Origin of the sequence: Streptomyces sp. MCA2 (assembly GCF_023544705.1) — a bacterium.
GTDB lineage: Bacteria > Actinomycetota > Actinomycetes > Streptomycetales > Streptomycetaceae > Streptomyces > Streptomyces decoyicus.
Map to the genome: position 1 here is coordinate 106,960 of NZ_JAMJFM010000014.1, position 16,277 is coordinate 123,236.

13 protein-coding genes and 1 pseudogene are annotated in these 16,277 nt (G+C 69.3%); 8 read left to right on the top strand and 6 right to left on the bottom strand.

All coding sequences use genetic code 11. The features are described from left to right. Positions 1–77: 77 nt before the first annotated feature. A complete protein-coding gene (locus M8I34_RS14320) occupies positions 78–449 on the top strand; it encodes a helix-turn-helix domain-containing protein (protein WP_250049871.1) in 372 nt (123 codons plus the stop codon). A gap of 146 nt (positions 450–595) precedes the next feature. On the opposite strand, the pseudogene M8I34_RS14325 reads toward M8I34_RS14320, so the two are convergent. Next, positions 596–723 (bottom strand): annotated as a pseudogene (locus M8I34_RS14325) (IS5/IS1182 family transposase); the annotation flags it as partial. Between the two features lie 984 nt (positions 724–1,707). After that, positions 1,708–3,564, bottom strand: coding sequence for a murein biosynthesis integral membrane protein MurJ (murJ, locus tag M8I34_RS14330; RefSeq protein ID WP_308372278.1), 1,857 nt, complete (start codon positions 3,562–3,564; stop codon positions 1,708–1,710). A gap of 724 nt (positions 3,565–4,288) precedes the next feature. Between murJ and M8I34_RS14335 the strand changes: the two genes are divergently transcribed. Then, positions 4,289–5,914: a class I adenylate-forming enzyme family protein gene (locus tag M8I34_RS14335; protein ID WP_250049874.1), complete on the top strand. Its 1,626-nt coding sequence runs from the start codon at positions 4,289–4,291 to the stop codon at positions 5,912–5,914. Between the two features lie 476 nt (positions 5,915–6,390). On the opposite strand, the gene M8I34_RS14340 is transcribed toward M8I34_RS14335, so the two are convergent. After that, complete coding sequence (locus M8I34_RS14340) at positions 6,391–6,558, bottom strand: hypothetical protein (protein ID WP_250049875.1); 168 nt, start codon at positions 6,556–6,558, stop codon at positions 6,391–6,393. Between the two features lie 237 nt (positions 6,559–6,795). Between M8I34_RS14340 and M8I34_RS14345 the strand changes: the two genes are divergently transcribed. The 3 genes from M8I34_RS14345 to M8I34_RS14355 all read left to right on the top strand — a co-directional run bounded on the left by M8I34_RS14345 (position 6,796) and on the right by M8I34_RS14355 (position 11,348). Then, positions 6,796–7,137, top strand: coding sequence for a hypothetical protein (locus tag M8I34_RS14345; protein ID WP_250049876.1), 342 nt, complete (start codon positions 6,796–6,798; stop codon positions 7,135–7,137). Beyond that, positions 7,127–9,148 (top strand): caspase family protein, encoded by a 2,022-nt coding sequence (locus M8I34_RS14350; RefSeq protein ID WP_250049877.1) that lies wholly within the window; start codon positions 7,127–7,129, stop codon positions 9,146–9,148. The genes M8I34_RS14345 and M8I34_RS14350 overlap by 11 nt, the downstream gene beginning before the upstream one ends. Before the next feature lie 76 nt (positions 9,149–9,224). After that, complete coding sequence (locus M8I34_RS14355) at positions 9,225–11,348, top strand: WD40 repeat domain-containing serine/threonine protein kinase (protein WP_250049878.1); 2,124 nt, start codon at positions 9,225–9,227, stop codon at positions 11,346–11,348. Between the two features lie 409 nt (positions 11,349–11,757). On the opposite strand, the gene M8I34_RS14360 is transcribed toward M8I34_RS14355, so the two are convergent. Further along, complete coding sequence (locus tag M8I34_RS14360; RefSeq protein ID WP_250049879.1) at positions 11,758–12,204, bottom strand: DUF1772 domain-containing protein; 447 nt, start codon at positions 12,202–12,204, stop codon at positions 11,758–11,760. Positions 12,205–12,295: 91 nt separating this feature from the next. On the opposite strand from M8I34_RS14360, the gene M8I34_RS14365 reads away from it, so the two are divergent. The 3 genes from M8I34_RS14365 to M8I34_RS14375 all read left to right on the top strand — a co-directional run bounded on the left by M8I34_RS14365 (position 12,296) and on the right by M8I34_RS14375 (position 14,015). Continuing rightward, the gene (locus M8I34_RS14365) at positions 12,296–12,874 is read left to right on the top strand and encodes a TetR/AcrR family transcriptional regulator (protein ID WP_250049880.1); all 579 of its coding nucleotides are present in this window, start codon (positions 12,296–12,298) and stop codon (positions 12,872–12,874) included. 300 nt (positions 12,875–13,174) lie between these two features. After that, positions 13,175–13,630: a LysE family transporter gene (locus M8I34_RS14370; protein WP_250049881.1), complete on the top strand. Its 456-nt coding sequence runs from the start codon at positions 13,175–13,177 to the stop codon at positions 13,628–13,630. Beyond that, a complete protein-coding gene (locus tag M8I34_RS14375; RefSeq protein WP_250049882.1) occupies positions 13,563–14,015 on the top strand; it encodes a PaaI family thioesterase in 453 nt (150 codons plus the stop codon). Before M8I34_RS14370 ends, M8I34_RS14375 begins: the two co-directional genes overlap by 68 nt. Before the next feature lie 214 nt (positions 14,016–14,229). On the opposite strand, the gene M8I34_RS14380 is transcribed toward M8I34_RS14375, so the two are convergent. Together M8I34_RS14380 and M8I34_RS14385 are read right to left on the bottom strand one after the other, a co-directional pair. After that, complete coding sequence (locus M8I34_RS14380; protein ID WP_250049883.1) at positions 14,230–14,412, bottom strand: hypothetical protein; 183 nt, start codon at positions 14,410–14,412, stop codon at positions 14,230–14,232. Positions 14,413–14,742: 330 nt separating this feature from the next. Further along, entirely contained in the window at positions 14,743–15,453 is a 711-nt protein-coding gene (locus tag M8I34_RS14385) for a reverse transcriptase/maturase family protein (protein ID WP_250049884.1), read from the bottom strand. Between the last annotated feature and the right edge of the window lie 824 nt (positions 15,454–16,277).

A 16,277-nucleotide genomic window follows, 5' to 3' on the forward strand; every position in this document is an offset into this window, starting at 1 on the left:
CGTTGTGCACTACGGCAGTTGACGTTAGGAGCAAGACTTACTTTTCGTAAGAACATACCTAGAGGTAAGCTCCGGACATGAAGGAAGGCGCGCAGCTGACGCAGGTCGAGGTGGGTCAGCGGTATGAGGTGTTTCACACCGACTGCCCCGCGCGGGACGTGGTCGACCACGTGACCAGCAGGTGGGGCATCTGGGTACTGATCTCCCTGCGGAGCAACGACCTTCGGTTCTACGAGCTGCGCGACAGCATCCAAGGCATCAGCGAGAAGATGCTCGCTCAGACTCTGCGCGCACTGGTCAAGGACGGCCTGGTCTGGCGGGAGGTCGAGCCGACGACGCCGCCCCAAGTCACCTACGGGCTCACTGAGTTCGGTCAGGAGATCGGCGAGCCACTGACGGATTTGTTCAATCGGATCACACAGTGGCTACCGCCGCGCAGCCCGGGATAGTGCGGTAGTGGCCGGCCTCGAAGACGAATCCAGCGTGACCTGGTGACCTAGTGACCTACGCTGCGGGACGACTAGAGGCGGCCGGCGATACCGTCGGTGCTCCGTCGCCGGGCTCTCCTGGTGCTTCAGGGCTTGGCTGCCGAGGCCGTACCGCCGAGCACCACCATCGCGATCATCAGGCCCAGCACGTCAACGGCCAGGCCGCGTTTGCGGCCCGGTGCTTTCTTGCCGCATCGCGCCCCGTCGACTCCGCAGGAACCCTGGCCGCCGAGCGGCCCCTCGCCTGGGACACGCACCTCGTGGCCCGGCGACCCCGTCAGGTGGAATTTGTCAGGAGCACAGCGCAACCTGCACAGATCTTTCTGACCTCAAAGTCTGCGTCCGTGAACTTCTCACGAGAACTCGGCGCGGTGCGGTAGAGCCTGCGCATGAAGCTGTGCGCCTCGGCCTCGGCTCGCTTGCCGCTGGCCTTGTCACCCAGGGGCTCGGAGACGTGGGCCTGGATCAATGTGTGATACCAGCGGTTCGCCTCCCCAACGTGCTGGGCGAGCCGGCCTCACGGATCGGAGCTGTACCCGATCTTGACGTGCGGGTGTCTGCCGGCGAACTCCAGGACGCACAGACGATGCTCGCGGAATCCATTCTCGTACAGGAACTCCCGCACCTCGTCCGGCCCCGCTCCGAACCCGAACTCGTTCTGGGCGAGGACGAACGGTGGCGCCTACTCGACCGCTGCTTGACCGACCCCGACATGCCCCTGGACGCCCGCGCCGCTGGCTCCTTGCTCCTGCTCTTCGGTCTCCCCCTAACCCGGATCTGCCGGTTGACCGCCGATCACCTCACCCGGCACGGAAAGAACACCCACCTGCTCATCGGCAGGCACCACGCCCTGCTGCCGCCGGCGATCGCTGACCTTCTTCAGCAACTGGCCGGCACCCCGCACACCCGCGCACAACTCGTCCAGGCCCACCGCGGCACAGCCTGGCTCTTCCCCGGCTTGGCCCCCGGCCAGCCGACCGGCGCCGAGACCCTCGCCGCAGAGCTGCGAACCCTCGGCATCAGGCCCCGCCCCGCCGGCAACGCAGCCCTGGCCGCGCAGGCACAGGACCTCCCCGCCCAGGTCCTCGCCGATCTCCTGGGCCTGCACACCAATACCGCCGTTCGCTGGGCGAACTACGCAAAGACCTCTTGGGTCGAATACCTCGCAGCACGCTCCGAGGGCTCTGAGGCTGCAGCTGGGCGCAGACGCCGATACCTTTCAGCGTCCGAGGCGCCCACGAACCATGGCCAACATGGCACCGAACTCGTGGATCCTCAGAAGACGGGCGAGGGCCACGAACACGCTGAGCAGGACGGCTACGCCGACAAGCAGGGCAGCGAGTGACCCCAGGGCATTTGTGCCCAAACCTTTGAGCAGCGCCCAGGCCACGCCTCCGGCGGCCAGCGCGGCCGGGGCGGCCGCGCTCGTCAGCCGCGCGTAGGTGCGCAGGATGCGTGCGCCGTCCAGATCGCCGCCCAGTTGTCTGCGCAGGCGGCGCCAGGCGACTGCGCTGCCGATGGTGACGGCCAGCCCGTAGGAGGCGGCCATACCGGCGACGGCCCAGCGTGGTGGAAGAAGAACGAAGCACAGCCCGGAGGCAGAAGCATTCACCAGGGCGACGACGAGGGTGTTGTAGAAGGGTGTGCGGGTGTCCTCGTAGGCGTAGAAGCCGCGCAGGATGACGTACTGCGCCGAGTAGGGAATGAGGCCCAAGCCGAAGGCCATGAGGACGTAGCCGATGCCCTGAGCGCCCTCAGTGCCGGAGCCTGCGTAGAGCAGAGCGGCCATCGGTACGCCCAGGGCCAAGAAGGCGAAAGCGCAGGGGACGATGGCCACGGCCGAGGTCCGCAGGCCGTAGGAGAGGTCGTCGCGAACGGCTGCGATTTCACCGTCCTGGACCGCGCGGGAGATCCGCGGAAGCACTGCGGTCATGACCGAGACGGTGATGATCGCCTGCGGCATCTGCCACATCTGGTAAGCGAAGTTGTAGGCAGTGATGCCGGAACCGGTGTGTCCGGTCCGTTCGGCTGCGGCACCCGCTTTGGTGGCGAGCTGCGTGACGACGACCATGCCGATCTGGTTGGCGAGCACGAACAGGAGCGTCCACTTAGCCAGGCCCATTGCCTTGCCCAGGCCGTGGCCCCGGAAGTCGAAGCGCGGACGGAGGGTGACGCCGGCGTCGCGTACGTACGGGAGCATAGCCAGCGCCTGAACTACCAGCCCGAGCAAGGTGCCGATGCCGAGGAGCTGGACTCCTTCAGGGGTGATGGTTGCAGGGCTGATGCCGGAGTCGGTGAAGCCACCAAAGGCCCAGATGAACACTCCGAAGGTTGCGATGATCACGATGTTGTTGAGGACAGGGGTCCACATCATCGCGCCGAAGCGGCCGCGGGCGTTGAGCACCTGCCCGAGCACGACATGCACTCCCATGAAGAACATGGTGGGCAGGCAGTACCGGGCGAAGGCCACGGTGATGGCCATACGCCGTGGGTCGGAGGCGATATCCGGCGACATCATGTGAACCAGCAGCGGAGCGGCCAGGACGCCGATCGCGGTGGTGCCGGCAAGGGCCACCGTCACCAGGGTGAGCAGCCGGTTGGCGTACGCCTCGCCACCGTCATCGTCGTTCTTCATGGCGCGTACGAGTTGGGGCACAAACACCGCGTTGAGCGCACCGCCCCCGACCAGGATGTAGATCATCGTTGGGAGGACATTGGCGACCTGGTAGGAGTCGTTGAGCGTACCGACACCGATCGCGGTCGCCATGACGAGCGTGCGCAGAAAACCGGTGAGCCTGGACACGATGGTGCCCGCCGCCATCAAGGCGCTGGACTTCGCCAGGCTGGAAACGCCACCCGTCGCGGGAACCGTGGGCGGCAACTGATCGCCCTGGTTGCCGGCACCAGCCTCGCTGCCTACGGAGTGAGAGCGCTGAGATTGCTCCGTGACGTCGTGCCCGCTGTGAGGCGATGCTTCGGCAGCAACCTCTGAGGCTGCACGCAGCGGGATGGTGTCATCCGTCAGGTGACTCCCTTGCCCTCCCCACAGGTTGTGATGTCCACGTGGCTCAGCCATGCCTGCCCCCTTGTCAGCACAGGCCCCACGGCCTTCTCCTTGATCGACACGACACTTTCGCATCCGGGCACGGCCTAATCGTTCGCAGGGTGCCGCAAACGGGGACCTTTGAGTCACGATCGGCTGAAAGCCTTCTCCGGCCCAAGCTGCACGGCAGCCAGAACAGTCTTCGCCCCACCGTTCCGGCCGGAGGCGGAAGCTCATGCCTCCTGGCGAGGCGTCACCTGCCGCCATGCTCTCCACCCGTTCTAGGCAAGGATGCCAACCGAAATAGCGCGCGGTCGGAATAAGTCCTCTCCGCCAATACTGAAGCGCAGGGTGTGAGGTCACCAGCCGGGGCCCGTGGCGGCCGTCGTCTGCGCGGTCGGGCTTTCTCGATTTGAGGTCAAGCTTGCCTGTGCGCCCTGCAGGGCCAGGCAGGCCGTCTGTGGAGATGCTATTCATGGGCGAGCTTCACACCCCCGCAGGGCAGCGGCCTGTGGTTCACGCGGTGCGTCGGGCCAACCTTGCTGTCGGTCCGGGGCTCTCCGTGCAAGGGCCTGCTGGGACCACACCACGGGGAGCGATACCCCGCCATGATGACGGGCGTCCGGTGCGCTCTCTCAGACGCTCAACTGACCTGCGAATACCGAATTTGCATCGCGGGGATGATACTCCGCCGGGCGATGGCCGAAGGTGGCCCCCGTGAGGTCAAGGCCGCTGAGCGGCATGTTTGCATGTGTTGGTGATCGTTAACGCACAGGAAATATCCGAGCCGCGGACGTACGTGGACCGCATTCTGGAGCACTGGAACAAGGACGAGGACGCCGAGGCGCTCGTCCAGGGGAAGCAGCGGCTGACCAGAGGGGAAGCCCGGCGGCAGCTGTTCAGGCTGGGGCATGCGCTGCGGGGGCAGGGGCTCGGGCCCGGCGACGGGGTGGGGCTTTTTCTGGCCAACTGTGTCGACTCGGTCCTCGTTCAGCTCGCCGTCCATCTCATCGGCTGCCGCGTCGTCTTCTTGCCGCCCGAGCCGGGGCCCGGCGAGCTCGCCGCGCTCGTTGAGCAGTCCCGGGCGCGCGCCGTGGTCACCGACCCGCTCTTCGCGGAACGGGCCGCCGATGCGGCCGGCCGCAGCGTCCACGCCCCCGCACTGCTCAGCCTCGGCCCTTGTGAGCAGCGGTGCGCGGACCTGCTGGCCCTGGCGGCCGAGTGCCCGGACGCGCGCCCCGACGGTGTGCCCGCCCCGGGAGCGGACGAGGCCGTCACCGTCCTCTACACCGGCGGAACCCTGGGCCGCCCCAAGCTTGCCGCGCACACCCACCGGCTCTACGACACGCTGGTCGACCTGGTGACGGACGCCGCGGAGGACTCCGGGCCCGCGTTCTTCCCGACCATGGACCCGAGCACGGACAGGGTGCTCGCCGCCACGCTGCTCACGCACGGCAGCGGCCATCTCACCTCGATCCAGGCCCTGGTGACGGGGTCCGCCCTGGTCGTGCTGCCCGAGTTCGAAGCGGGCGCGGCGCTGACGGTGCTGCGCGAGGAGCGGATCACCGCCACCATGTTCGTGCCGCCCATGATGTACGCGGTGCTCGACCATCCGGAGTGCAAGCCGGGCGTCCTGCCCGCGCTGCGGCGGATCGTCGTGGGCGGCGCGGCCACGTCGCCCAGCCGGCTGCAGCAGGCGGTCGAGGTCTTCGGGCCGGTGCTCGGCCAGGGCTACGGGCAGTCGGAGGCGCTCGGCATCGCCGCGTTCGGCGCGGAGGAGCTCGCTTCGGAGTGTGCCCTGCGCCCCGAGCTCTGGCGCAGCTGCGGTCGCGCGATATCCGACACCGAGATCGAGATCCGTGCCGAGGACAGCACTGCGGCGTTGCCCGTCCGGCAGGTCGGCGAGGTGTGTGTCCGGGGCAACTCGGTGATGCTCGGCTACTACGAGGACCCGGAGCGCACCGCGGCGGCACTGCAGGACGGCTGGCTGCGCACCGGCGACCTGGGCTACCTCGACGCCGAGGGCTACCTCTATCTCGTCGACCGGGCCAAGGACATCATCGTCACCGGCAGCACCAGCGACAACGTCTACTCCAGAGTCCTGGAGGACTTCCTGCTCACGCTGCCCGGTGTGCGCAACGCGGCGGCGCTGGGCGTGCCGGACGAGGAGTACGGGGAGGCGGTACAGATCTTCCTTGCCACGGCCGAGGGTGTCGAGATCGACCCGGAGGCGGTCGGCGCGGCGGTGACCGCCGAGCTGGGAGAGCTGTACACGCCCCGGAAGACGGTGCTGCTTGACCAGCTGCCGACGACCAAGGTCGGCAAGGTGGACAAGAAGGCGCTGCGCGCCGCGTGGACGAGCGGCGCCTTGGCCACGCCATAGGCTCTGTTGTTATGGAGGCACCCGGCCGGTTCGGGGTCAAGTGCGCTGTGAACACAGGGTTGTTGTGGCGCGCCTCGACCGGTTGTGCCTCCCCTGTGAAAGAGCGGAAGTGCGGCGCAGCTGTCCTCTCGGTGCCCTGCCGGGAGGTCGCAGAGGCCGTGTTCGTGCTGGAGCCTCCCGGTCTCGATCCTTTCACCGAGGGACACGTCGCCATCTGGATCCCGGACGGGTGGGTCACCCTCGGTGACGAGCGTGCTGAGTTGGGGAAACCCACCAGGCGTTGCCAGAAGACTCGAAGGGCGTTTCAGGGCCCTCAAGCATAGTGGCGCTGACCCTGGGGTGGTTCTCCCTGACCTGCTCTTTTCACTTCTCTCGTCGAGCCGGGTCACGGTTGAGTTGGGCCATGAGCTCGCGGTTGGCTGCGCGGGCTGCGGCAAGGTCGTCGTCGCGGTCCGGAAGCTTGAGCTCCAAGTCGACTACTTCGCGTTGCGGCACGCGAGGAACAGCTTCACGATCTCCCTGTCCGTGGCCCGCTCGCCCTTCTTGCGCGGCACCTTCACCCAGTGCCGCGGCCGCAGGCGGTAACTGGTCAGGTCCTCGCCGCGCGCCTGCTCCCGGCAGGTCCCAGGACTCCGCCACCTCATACAGCTGAGCCATCACGGCCGAGGGCACCGCCTTCGTCGTGATGCCATGCAGCAGAAACTGCCGCACCCCCGTCAGGACGTTCTCAATCCGAGCCGGCTCGCGTACGGGCTCGGCTCCGGGCCCTGGGTACAGGGGGAGCCCAGTCGGCGACGAGGTTCCCGATCTCTCCTCGCGAGGGGACCGTCCCTGGAATACTCGCGGGCAGGACGGCAGGCAGCGGGGAAAGCGGGGGCACGGTGACGGGAGAGAACAGCGGCGCGGTCGAGATCAGGGCCGGCCATCCGGACGACCTCGACGCGGTCTACAACGAGCTGCGGGGCGTACCGGGGCTGCGCGCGCAGGCCGCGTCCGCACCGGCGACCCCGGGCGAGCAGGGCTCGGCGCTGGAATTCATCACCGTCGCCTGCTCCGGCGGGGCGATCACCATCCTGCTGCAGATCGTCAAGTCGCTCGTCGAATCCCGCGTACCGCAGATCACCCTGAAGTTCCGCCGCGGCCAGGACCGCCTGGAGGTCACCGCCGACACCGTCGACGAGATCCTGCCCCTGATCGAGCAGCTCTTCGACGATGAACGGTGATCGCTCCCGCTCGCGGGCGATCCTGATCGGCACCTCCTACTACCGCGACCCGGGCATCAGGCCGCTGCCCGCCGACACCTGCATCAGCGCCATGGTGGACATGCTCACCGGCGACGCCTGCGGGTGGCCGCGCGAGCGCATCACCATGATCGAGGACGTGGACAGCCCGCGGGACGCGGTCATGGAGCTGGTCGCGCAGGTCCGGGATGTGACCGATCTCCTGCTGGTCTACTACGTGGGCCACGGCATGCGCACCCGGGACGGGCAGCTGGCGCTCGCCCTGACCGGCACCGTCCGCGACCCGGAGGTACTGGCCGACTCGGCGCTGCTGCACCCTCGCCTGATGGAGGTCCTGCGCGGCTCGCCCGCCGCGACCAAGCTGATGGTCCTGGACTGCTGCCACGCCGAAATGGGCATGGACGCCGACTTCCTCTTCCAGTCCGGACCCGCCGACCTGACCGACGGCTACCCGGTGGACGGCCTCTACTTCATGGGCGCCAGCACCCGCTACCAGAAGGCCAAGGCCCCCATCGGCGGACGGCTGACCCACTTCACGCACACCTTCGTCGACGTGGTGCGGACCGGTATCCCCGGCAAACCGGCGGAACTGACCCCCCAGCAGATCTTCGTCGAGGCGCGGGTCCGGCTGCTGCGGGCCGGCCTCCCCCAGCCGGTCGACGGCGGAGTCCGCGACGCCTACCAGTTCCCCTTCGCCCGCAACGCTGCCTTCCGCGCACCCCCGGACACCGGTGCGGCGCCCGATGCGCGCACCCCCACCGGAGCGGACGGCGACCAGGAGGACGGGGAAGGGCCGCCCCGCAGCACCACCGCTCCGCCCGCCGTGCCACCGGACGCCCTCCCCGTCGCGCCGAAGGCGCCGTCCGGCCGGTGGCGGCCCGGGCGCCGCGCCTTCCTGCTCGCCGGTCTCGGTGCCACCGCCGGCGCCGTGGCCGTCCCGCTGGGCCTGTACTCCGGCTCGTCACCCGGTGGCACCGCGGACGAGCCGGAGAAGGCCGCCGCGAGCGGAGGGCCCCGGCGGGCGCCGGAGCGGTACGCCACGCTGCGCGAACGAGGCGTGATGGACGTGGCGTTCAGTCCCGGCGGCTCGCTGCTCGCCCTCGGCATCGACGACGGGACGATCGCGCTGTGGGACGTCGCCTCCCGGCAGCGCAAGGCCACCCTCACCGACTTCACCGGCCCGGCGCACCTCGGTGTGACCTCGGTGGCGTTCAGCCCGGACGGTGCGGTCCTGGCCGGCGCCGACAGCAAGATGCGCGGCAAGGACGCCGTCCGCGACGGCACGATCTCGCTCTGGGACATCGCCACCCGCAAGCGACTGGCCACCCTCACCGACCCCGACACCGTCTCGGTCAGCGCCGTCGCCTTCAGCCCCCGGGGCGCGATCCTGGCCAGCGCCAACGGCATCGGCACGATCTCCGTCTGGAGCGTGGCGGCCCGCGCGAGAATCGGCACCCTGACCAGCGTCGTGGCCAAGGCGCCCACCACCACCAAGGAGGTGAACTCGATCGCGTTCAGCCCCGACGGGACGGTCCTCGCCGCCTCCACCGTCGCCGGTCTGGTCGAGCTGTGGGACGTCGCCACCTACGAGAAGATCGCCACTCTCGCTGGGTTCGCCTCCGGCGTGGGCTCGGTGGCCTTCAGCCCGGACGGCAAGGTCCTGGCCGGCGCCACCGCCGCCTACGCCGTCCACCTCTGGGACATCGCCGACCACAAGGAGATCGCCACCCTCACCTACACCGACGAGCGGCCGGAAGGCGCCGCCGCCGTCGTGAACTCCGTGGCGTTCAGCCCGGACGGCACGGTCCTCGCGGGCGGCACCGGGGCGGGCATGCTCGTCCTGTGGGACGTTGCCACCCGCAAGATCGCCACCACGCTCGGCAGGTTCACCACGTTCGGCAACTCCAGCAGCGTGCTCGTCACGTTCAGCCCCAAGGGCAGGACCCTGGCCGCCGCTCTCGTGGGGAAGGTCAACCTGTGGAAACTGCCCTGACGGCCGGGGCCGGCCCGCGGGGTGCCGGCGGGCGGCGCCGGGTGCCGCGCCGCGCCGGGGGAGCGGGGTGAGGCCGTTGGGCCCGTCCGACCCGGAGACGGTCGGACGGTACCGGCTGTACGCCGAGCTGGGCAGCGGTGCCATGGGCCGGGTGCTGCTGGCCGCTGCGCCGGACGGGCAGCTGGCCGCACTCAAGCAGGTGCGCGCGCACTTCGTCGAGGACGAGGGGTTCCGCGCGCGGTTCCGTCGCGAGGTGTCCGCCGCGCGGGCGGTGTCCGGCCCGCACACCGCGGCGGTGCTCGACGCCGACGCCGACGCCGAACTTCCCTGGCTGGCTTCGGAGTTCGTGTCCGGGGTGTCACTGCGCGAGGCGGTGCACGTGACCGGCGAACTGCCCGAGGAGCCGGCGCTGCGGCTGGCTGCCGGGCTCGCCGCCGCGCTGACCGCCGTCCACCGGGCCGGTCTGGTCCACCGGGGCCTCAAGCCCGCCGATGTCCTCCTCACCGACGACGGGCTGCGGGTGACCGACTTCGGTGTGGCGCGGGCGGCCGAGAGCGACGGCGGCAGCGCCCTGACGCACACCGGCTGGCTGGCCGGTGCGGTCGGATTCATGTCCCCGGAGCAGATCGAGGGGCAGCGGCTCACCCCGAGAAGCGACGTGTTCTCCCTCGGCGCGGTGCTCTTCGCGGCGTGTACCGGCAGGGGGCCCTTCGCCGGGCCCTCGACCCCGCAAACGCTGTACAACGTGGTGCACACCGAGCCGGACCTCGGGATGCTCCCGGAGCGGCTGCGCGACCTCGTCCGGCCCTGCCTGGCCAAGGACCCGGTCCGGCGGCCGACATCGGCCCAGCTCCTGGAACAACTGGACCCGGCCGCTTCGTCCGCGCGGCCGTGGCCCCCGCCCGTGCACACCCTGATCGCCCGGCGGCGCGAGGACGTGGCGACGCTGCTCCAGGAGGCCGCGGCGGCACCGGGCGACGAGCGAACCGGGGCCCCCACGACCGGGACGCGCACCCGGCAGCCGTCCGCCCCGGACCGTGGATCTGCCGCCACAACTCCCGCAGCGCTTCCGGCCGGGCGGCCCGCACCACCGAGCAGGACCGCCCGTCCCCGCCGGCGGCGCCTCCTCCGCGCCGGCCTGCCCGCCGCACTCGCCGCGCTGCTCAGCGCCGTCGTGCTCTGGACCCTGCGCCCCGCACCGCCCGGCACCGTCGCCCGCCCCCGGCCCCCGGCGTCCTCCCCGGGCCGCCCCGAACCATCGCCCGGGGACCACGAATCCGCGCCCACGGCTCCGGTGAAGCAGCCCGTGAACCTCTTCGGCCACACCGGCTTCATCACCGACGTCGCCTACAGCCCGGACGGCCGGACGCTGGCCACGAGCAGCAGCGACGGCACCGCGCGGCTGTGGAGCGTGTCCGGCCACCGTCAGCTCGGCCGCCCCTTGTCCCACGGCTCCGGCGCCGTCAACGGCGTGGCGTTCAGCCCCGACGGCCGGACGCTCGCCACCGGCGGCAGCGACGGCACCGTCCGCCTGTGGAGCGTCTCCGGCCGCCGTCAGCTCGCCGGCCCCCTGTCCGCCGGCTCCGACCCGGTCGCCGGCGTGGCGTTCAGCCCGGACGGCACCACCCTGGCCGCCGGAGGCGATCACGGCGCCACGCAGCTGTGGGACGTCTCCGCCCGCCGGCAGCTCGGCCGGCCGTTGCAGCGCCAGTACTACGGCAAGGTCAACAGCGTGGCGTTCAGCCCCGACGGGCGCACCCTGGCCACGGGCGAATCCGACGGCACCGCACGCCTGTGGGACGTGGCCGGCCGCCGCCAACTGGGCCGGCCGCTCGGGCCCTTCATCCACGTCAGCGGCGTGGCGTTCAGTCCCGACGGCCGCACCCTGGCCGTCGGCGCCTGGGACCGCACCACGCGGCTGTGGGACGTGGCCAGCCAACGGCAGGTCGCCGAACTCCGGGACAGCGACATCGTCTCCGGGATCGCCTTCAGCCCGGACGGCCGCACGGTGGCGACCGCGAACACCTACCACGTGCGCCTGTGGGACGCGTCCGGTCACCGCCGGCGCGGCCGGATCGACAGCGGCGCCGTCACCAACCCCGACTGCGTGGCGTTCAGCCCCGACGGTCGCTCCCTGGCCACGGGTAGCGGCGACAACGACGGCGCGGTGCAGTTGTGGGACATCAGCGGCTTCGACTGAGCGCGCCCGCGCACCGCCCCGGCGACGACAGACAGCGCGGCACACGTCACCTCTTGAAGCGGATGGCGGCCAAAGCGGCCGGCGACCGAGGGGTTGCCGAGTGCGCTATGAATTTCTCCCGCCCCGACAGGCCCATCGTTGGCGGGGCGGGGCTGGGCGCGCTCATCCACGAGCTCACCGGTGGCCGGCCAGCCACTTTCGAACCATCGGCCCTCACTGCCCTTCTCGACCGCGTCCGCGAGGCTCACCAAACTGAAAGCGGCCATGCCGGGCGAGCCGCGTCCCCGACGCGATCACCTGGCCGCAGACTGCGGCCTCATCCATGCCTGAGCTGGTTGTAGATCGCGTCTTACCGCAACTACTACGAGCGGCGCATCGCGGAGGGCAAGACCCGGCGTGCCCCGCGGGCTCAGGTGAGGGCGGCGACCAGCAGGGCGAAGGCGGCGATGATGACGGCGACGCGGACGTAGTGGAGGCGGTCCCAGCGGTTCATCTGCTGCTTCCAGTCGGCGGGCCGGTTGTCAGGGGTCCACGTCTTGCCCCGGTTGTTGATCGGGACGAGCAGCAGGATCGACATGATCACGCTGAGGATCAGCAGCGCGGCGGAGGTGGCGACGAGGCCGGTGCCGTGGTGGTGCCATCTGGCGATGGCCCAGACCGCGACGAGGATGAGCGAGGTGATGTACCAGACCGGCATCACGGCGCCGAGCATCCGGCCCCCGTGGGCACGGCCGAGTTGGCCACTGTCCTCGGGGAGTGCGTTGAGGATCGGGTTGATGACGAAGGCGACGGAGAACTCCACCCCCACCATCACGCCGACGACCACGGTGGTGATGACCTGGAGTGCGTTGAACATGATGACCCCTCCTGGAATCTAGCATCGCTAGGTGATGAGGCAACGCTAGTGCTGCTGCCGCTCGATTGTCTAGCGGTGCTAGGATCGAATCATGTCGGTACAGGAACGCAAGGAGCGCGAACGGGCGGGCCGCGAGCGCCTCATCGTGGCCACGGCCCGCGAACTCGCCGAGCAGCAGGGCTGGGACGCGGTCACCACCCGCCGGCTCGCCGAGCGCATCGAATACAGCCAGCCCGTCCTCTACAGCCACTTCCGTGGCAAGCGCGAGATCATCGGCGCCGTCGCCCTCGAAGGCGCCGCCGAGATGGCCGCGGCGCTGCGGGCCGCGACCTCCGCCGCAGACGGCCCCCGCCCCAGGGTCACCGCCCTCGCCCACGCCTACCTTGACTTCGCCGCAGGCAACCCGGCGGTCTACGACGCCATGTTCCAGCTCGACGGCGGCCTGGCGTTCGCGGACGAGGACACCCCGGAACCTCTCAAGGACGCCTTCGCCGCGCTGCTGGAGAGCCTGGGCGAGGTCGCTGGGGACGGCGTCCACCCGGGACTGTTCACCGAGGTGTTCTGGGCGGCCCTGCACGGGCTGGCCACCCTGACGCGAGCGGGACGGCTGCCGCCGGAGGACACCGAGCCGAGGGTGGAGCTGCTCGTGGAACGGCTCGCCATGGTCTGACACGCCATCCCGGCGGGCACGCAGCCGGGGCACTCGGCCCCCGCCGCTGCCTGCCTGCGGCATCGCTTTTGGCCACTCGCGCCTACACGGCGCAGCCCCAGATCGCCGGGCCCCGTACCTCAGACGGTCACCCGCCCCGGAAGCTGCGATGCTCATTGATCACGACCCGATACGCGCCCTAGCCGTGGCCGGTCTGGTCGTGATCGTGGCGAATTCGCCGACCGTCCTCACCGCCCTGACCGTCGTCGGGCCGCCTACTTGATATGGCTCGGCTGGGGAATCCTGCGGCAGCCCGCCGCTGTGACCGCGTCCGAGGATGCCCTGGCCTCCTCGCCTGGGCGGATCGCACTCAAGGGCACCGTCATCAGCGGTCTAAATCCCAAGGTGCTGCTGCTGTACTTCTCGCTGTTCCCGCAGTTCATCGATTCCGCGTCGGGCTGGCCCGTAGTCGTGCAGACCGGCCTCCTTGGCACGATCCACGTCACGTCCTGTGCCCTCGTCTACCTCGCCGTCGGCCTCTTGGCGCGCACGGTGCTGAAGACCCGTCCCTCGGCTGCGCGAGTCGTGACACGGGTCTCTGGCGCCATGATGATCGCTATCGGGGGGGCCTTCTGGTCAGCGCCTGTCCGTCTGATGCACAGCCCCCGCACCAGTTCCCCGACTCTGATGTCCGGCGAAGGAGAGTTACGTGCGAGACCACACCCAGCAGGAACAGGTGAGCCCCGAGGTGCACAAGCGCATCCAGGACAGCTTTGACCGGCAGGGGCTGATGAGTCACCTCGGTGCGCGCATTACGCACATCGGGCCCGGTCGCGTGCACATCGTGCTCCCCAGCAGGCCCGAAGTCACCCAGCAGCACGGCTACTTCCACGCTGGCGCCACCAGCGCCATCGCGGACAGCGCCGGCGGGTACGCGGCCCACACACTGTTTCCCGAGGGCACCGAGGTGCTCACCGTCGAGTACAAGATCAACCTTCTCGCGCCCGCGGTCGGGGACCGCATCGAGGCGGTCGGAACTGTCTTGAAGCCCGGACGCACCCTGACCGTATGCCAGTTGGAGGTGTTCGGCGTCCAGGGCGGGCAGCGGAAACTCGTCGCCAACGGTCAGCAGACACTGATCCGCGTGACGGTCGAGCGGTGAGTCCGCGTCTGCTGTCGATGAGTCAATTGCTGAGTACCGGTCGAATTTCGAGTACGGCGATGACCTCGTCTTCAATCCGGCTCCACGATGAGGAAGTGACGGCAGTGGATCTCCTCGAACGGCTCGCCGACGTACGGAGGCGCATATGGCTTGACCACATTCGGCGAGGTGGCGGCATTCGTGATCGGCATGGATGCCGCAACCGAATGGCAACTCACACCACCACCCCAACCTGGCGCGACGCATGACCGACAACCCGCAGCTCAACCCCATCCTGGAACAGATCGACACGCGCGAGCAGGCGCTGAGCGAACAGGCCGAGCAGACCCGGACCCGGATCGAGGAACTGGCCGCGCACCCGCGAACTCGACGAAGAGACCGGCAACCTGCGGATCACCCGAAAGACCCTCCTGGGCATCGCCCACCACCTCGCCGTCGCCGAAGCGGCCCCGCCGCCCGCCACGCCGGACCATCCTGCCTACCAGCAGATCCTGGCCGTCTTCGCCGACACCAGACGCCCGATGCGGGCCCGCGACCTGTGCGAAGCCCTCCGACCTGCCCATCCTGCCGAAGAACACCGAGGGCATCCGCTCCAAACTCAAGCGCATGGTCAGCCGCGGAATCCTTACCGAGCCCGAACCCGGCCTGTTCACCCAGCCCCATCCGTAGCACCAGCAACGAACCCTCGACCAGCGAAACTCACCCAACCCCAAGAATGAAACGGCCATCAAGACTCATAATGCCCTCTCAAGGACCGGATGGGCCGGTCCGCGATGAAGGTGTAGACGTGCCATTTGTTCGTGCCTCCTTTGCGTTTCCACTGGATGCGGAAACCCCAGGAAGTCGAACCATCACTCATGTGCGCGATCCGGGTTTTCGCCTGCGGCAGGCGCAATCCCAGGGGTTCGAGCACGTCAGCGACTTCTTCGCGCAGTGCCGCGCTGTCGGTCTCGGTGCCGTGCACCAGGACGACGAAGTCGTCCGCGTAGCGGACGACCCGCCACGTCGGCCGACCTTTGCGGCGCCGGTAGGCGCGTTTACCTTCGGTGGACATCGTCCCGCTCGGCTCCCACGACTCGTGCAGGTGCTCATCGAGCGCCGACAGAGCAATGTTCGCCAGCAGCGGGGAGAGGATGCCGCCTTGCGGGGTGCCGGTCAACGCCTCCTTGGTCTCGTCGAGTTCAGTAAGAATCCCGGCCTTGAGGAAGGCTTTGATCAACATCAGGACACGCTTGTCCTTCACCCGGTGACGCACTCGGTCCATCAGGGCCGTGTGGTCGATCGAGTCGAAGCACGCCTCGATGTCCGCATCCAGCACCCAGCGATATCCCCGGGTGCCGAAATAGTGGATCTCGGCGATCGCGTCCTGGGCCCGCCGTCGGGGCCGGAACCCATAGGAGACCGGCTCGAAGTCGGCCTCGAAAATCGGTTCCAGCACCAGTTTCAGCGCCGCCTGAACGACCCGGTCCGCGATCGTCGGAATCCCCGAGCTTGCGAACCTTCCCCGAGCCTCCCGGCTTGGGGATACTGCGTTCCCTCACCGGCATAGGACGGAATGAACCACGCTTGATGGCGGCCCGCAGATCGTTCAGAAATCCAGGGACACCGATGGACTCCTCGATGTCGGTGGCGGTCAGGCCGTCGACGCCGGGAGTCCGGGCTCCCCGGTTGCCCGCGACCCGGTCGAACGCCACCAACAGCGTCGCCGGATCGTGCACGAAGTTGAACAGGTCATCGAACCGGCGGCCGGGATCGGCCACCGCCCAACGGTGAAGCTTGGCCTGCATCTCCAGTACCCGGGCCCGAGGGCCCGGGGCTCCGCCATTCGGCGGGGCGTCTTCCGGCATTGCAGCGTCCTTCCCTTCTCGATACCGCTGCCGCCCTTCCCCGTGCAGCCGGCTCTCCCGACCTCGGAGTACTACGGCGGCTCCGCCCCGTCCCGGACCGATCGGCGGTCGATGCGCCCATCCCCGGCACCCTGCTGGAGGCAGGTGACAGGGCAAGATTCGGGACGGTTCCCGTGTTCACTGTGGCTCGCTCGACGAAGTAGGAGCCCGACTGTGTCCCTGCGGCATCGCCACGAGTACGCCGCAGGCTTTCCTCGTGGCCTCCCGGCCAGCTTTCGTAGACCGACCCAGGAGTTGTCAGACCACCCGGCAGGATGACCCGAGTACGCGCCGCTTCTCGCCCAGATCCACCAGGTTCGAGCCGTAGGCACTTTAAGAGACGTAGAACGCCGGTTCCTCACGTACTCCTCTCCAT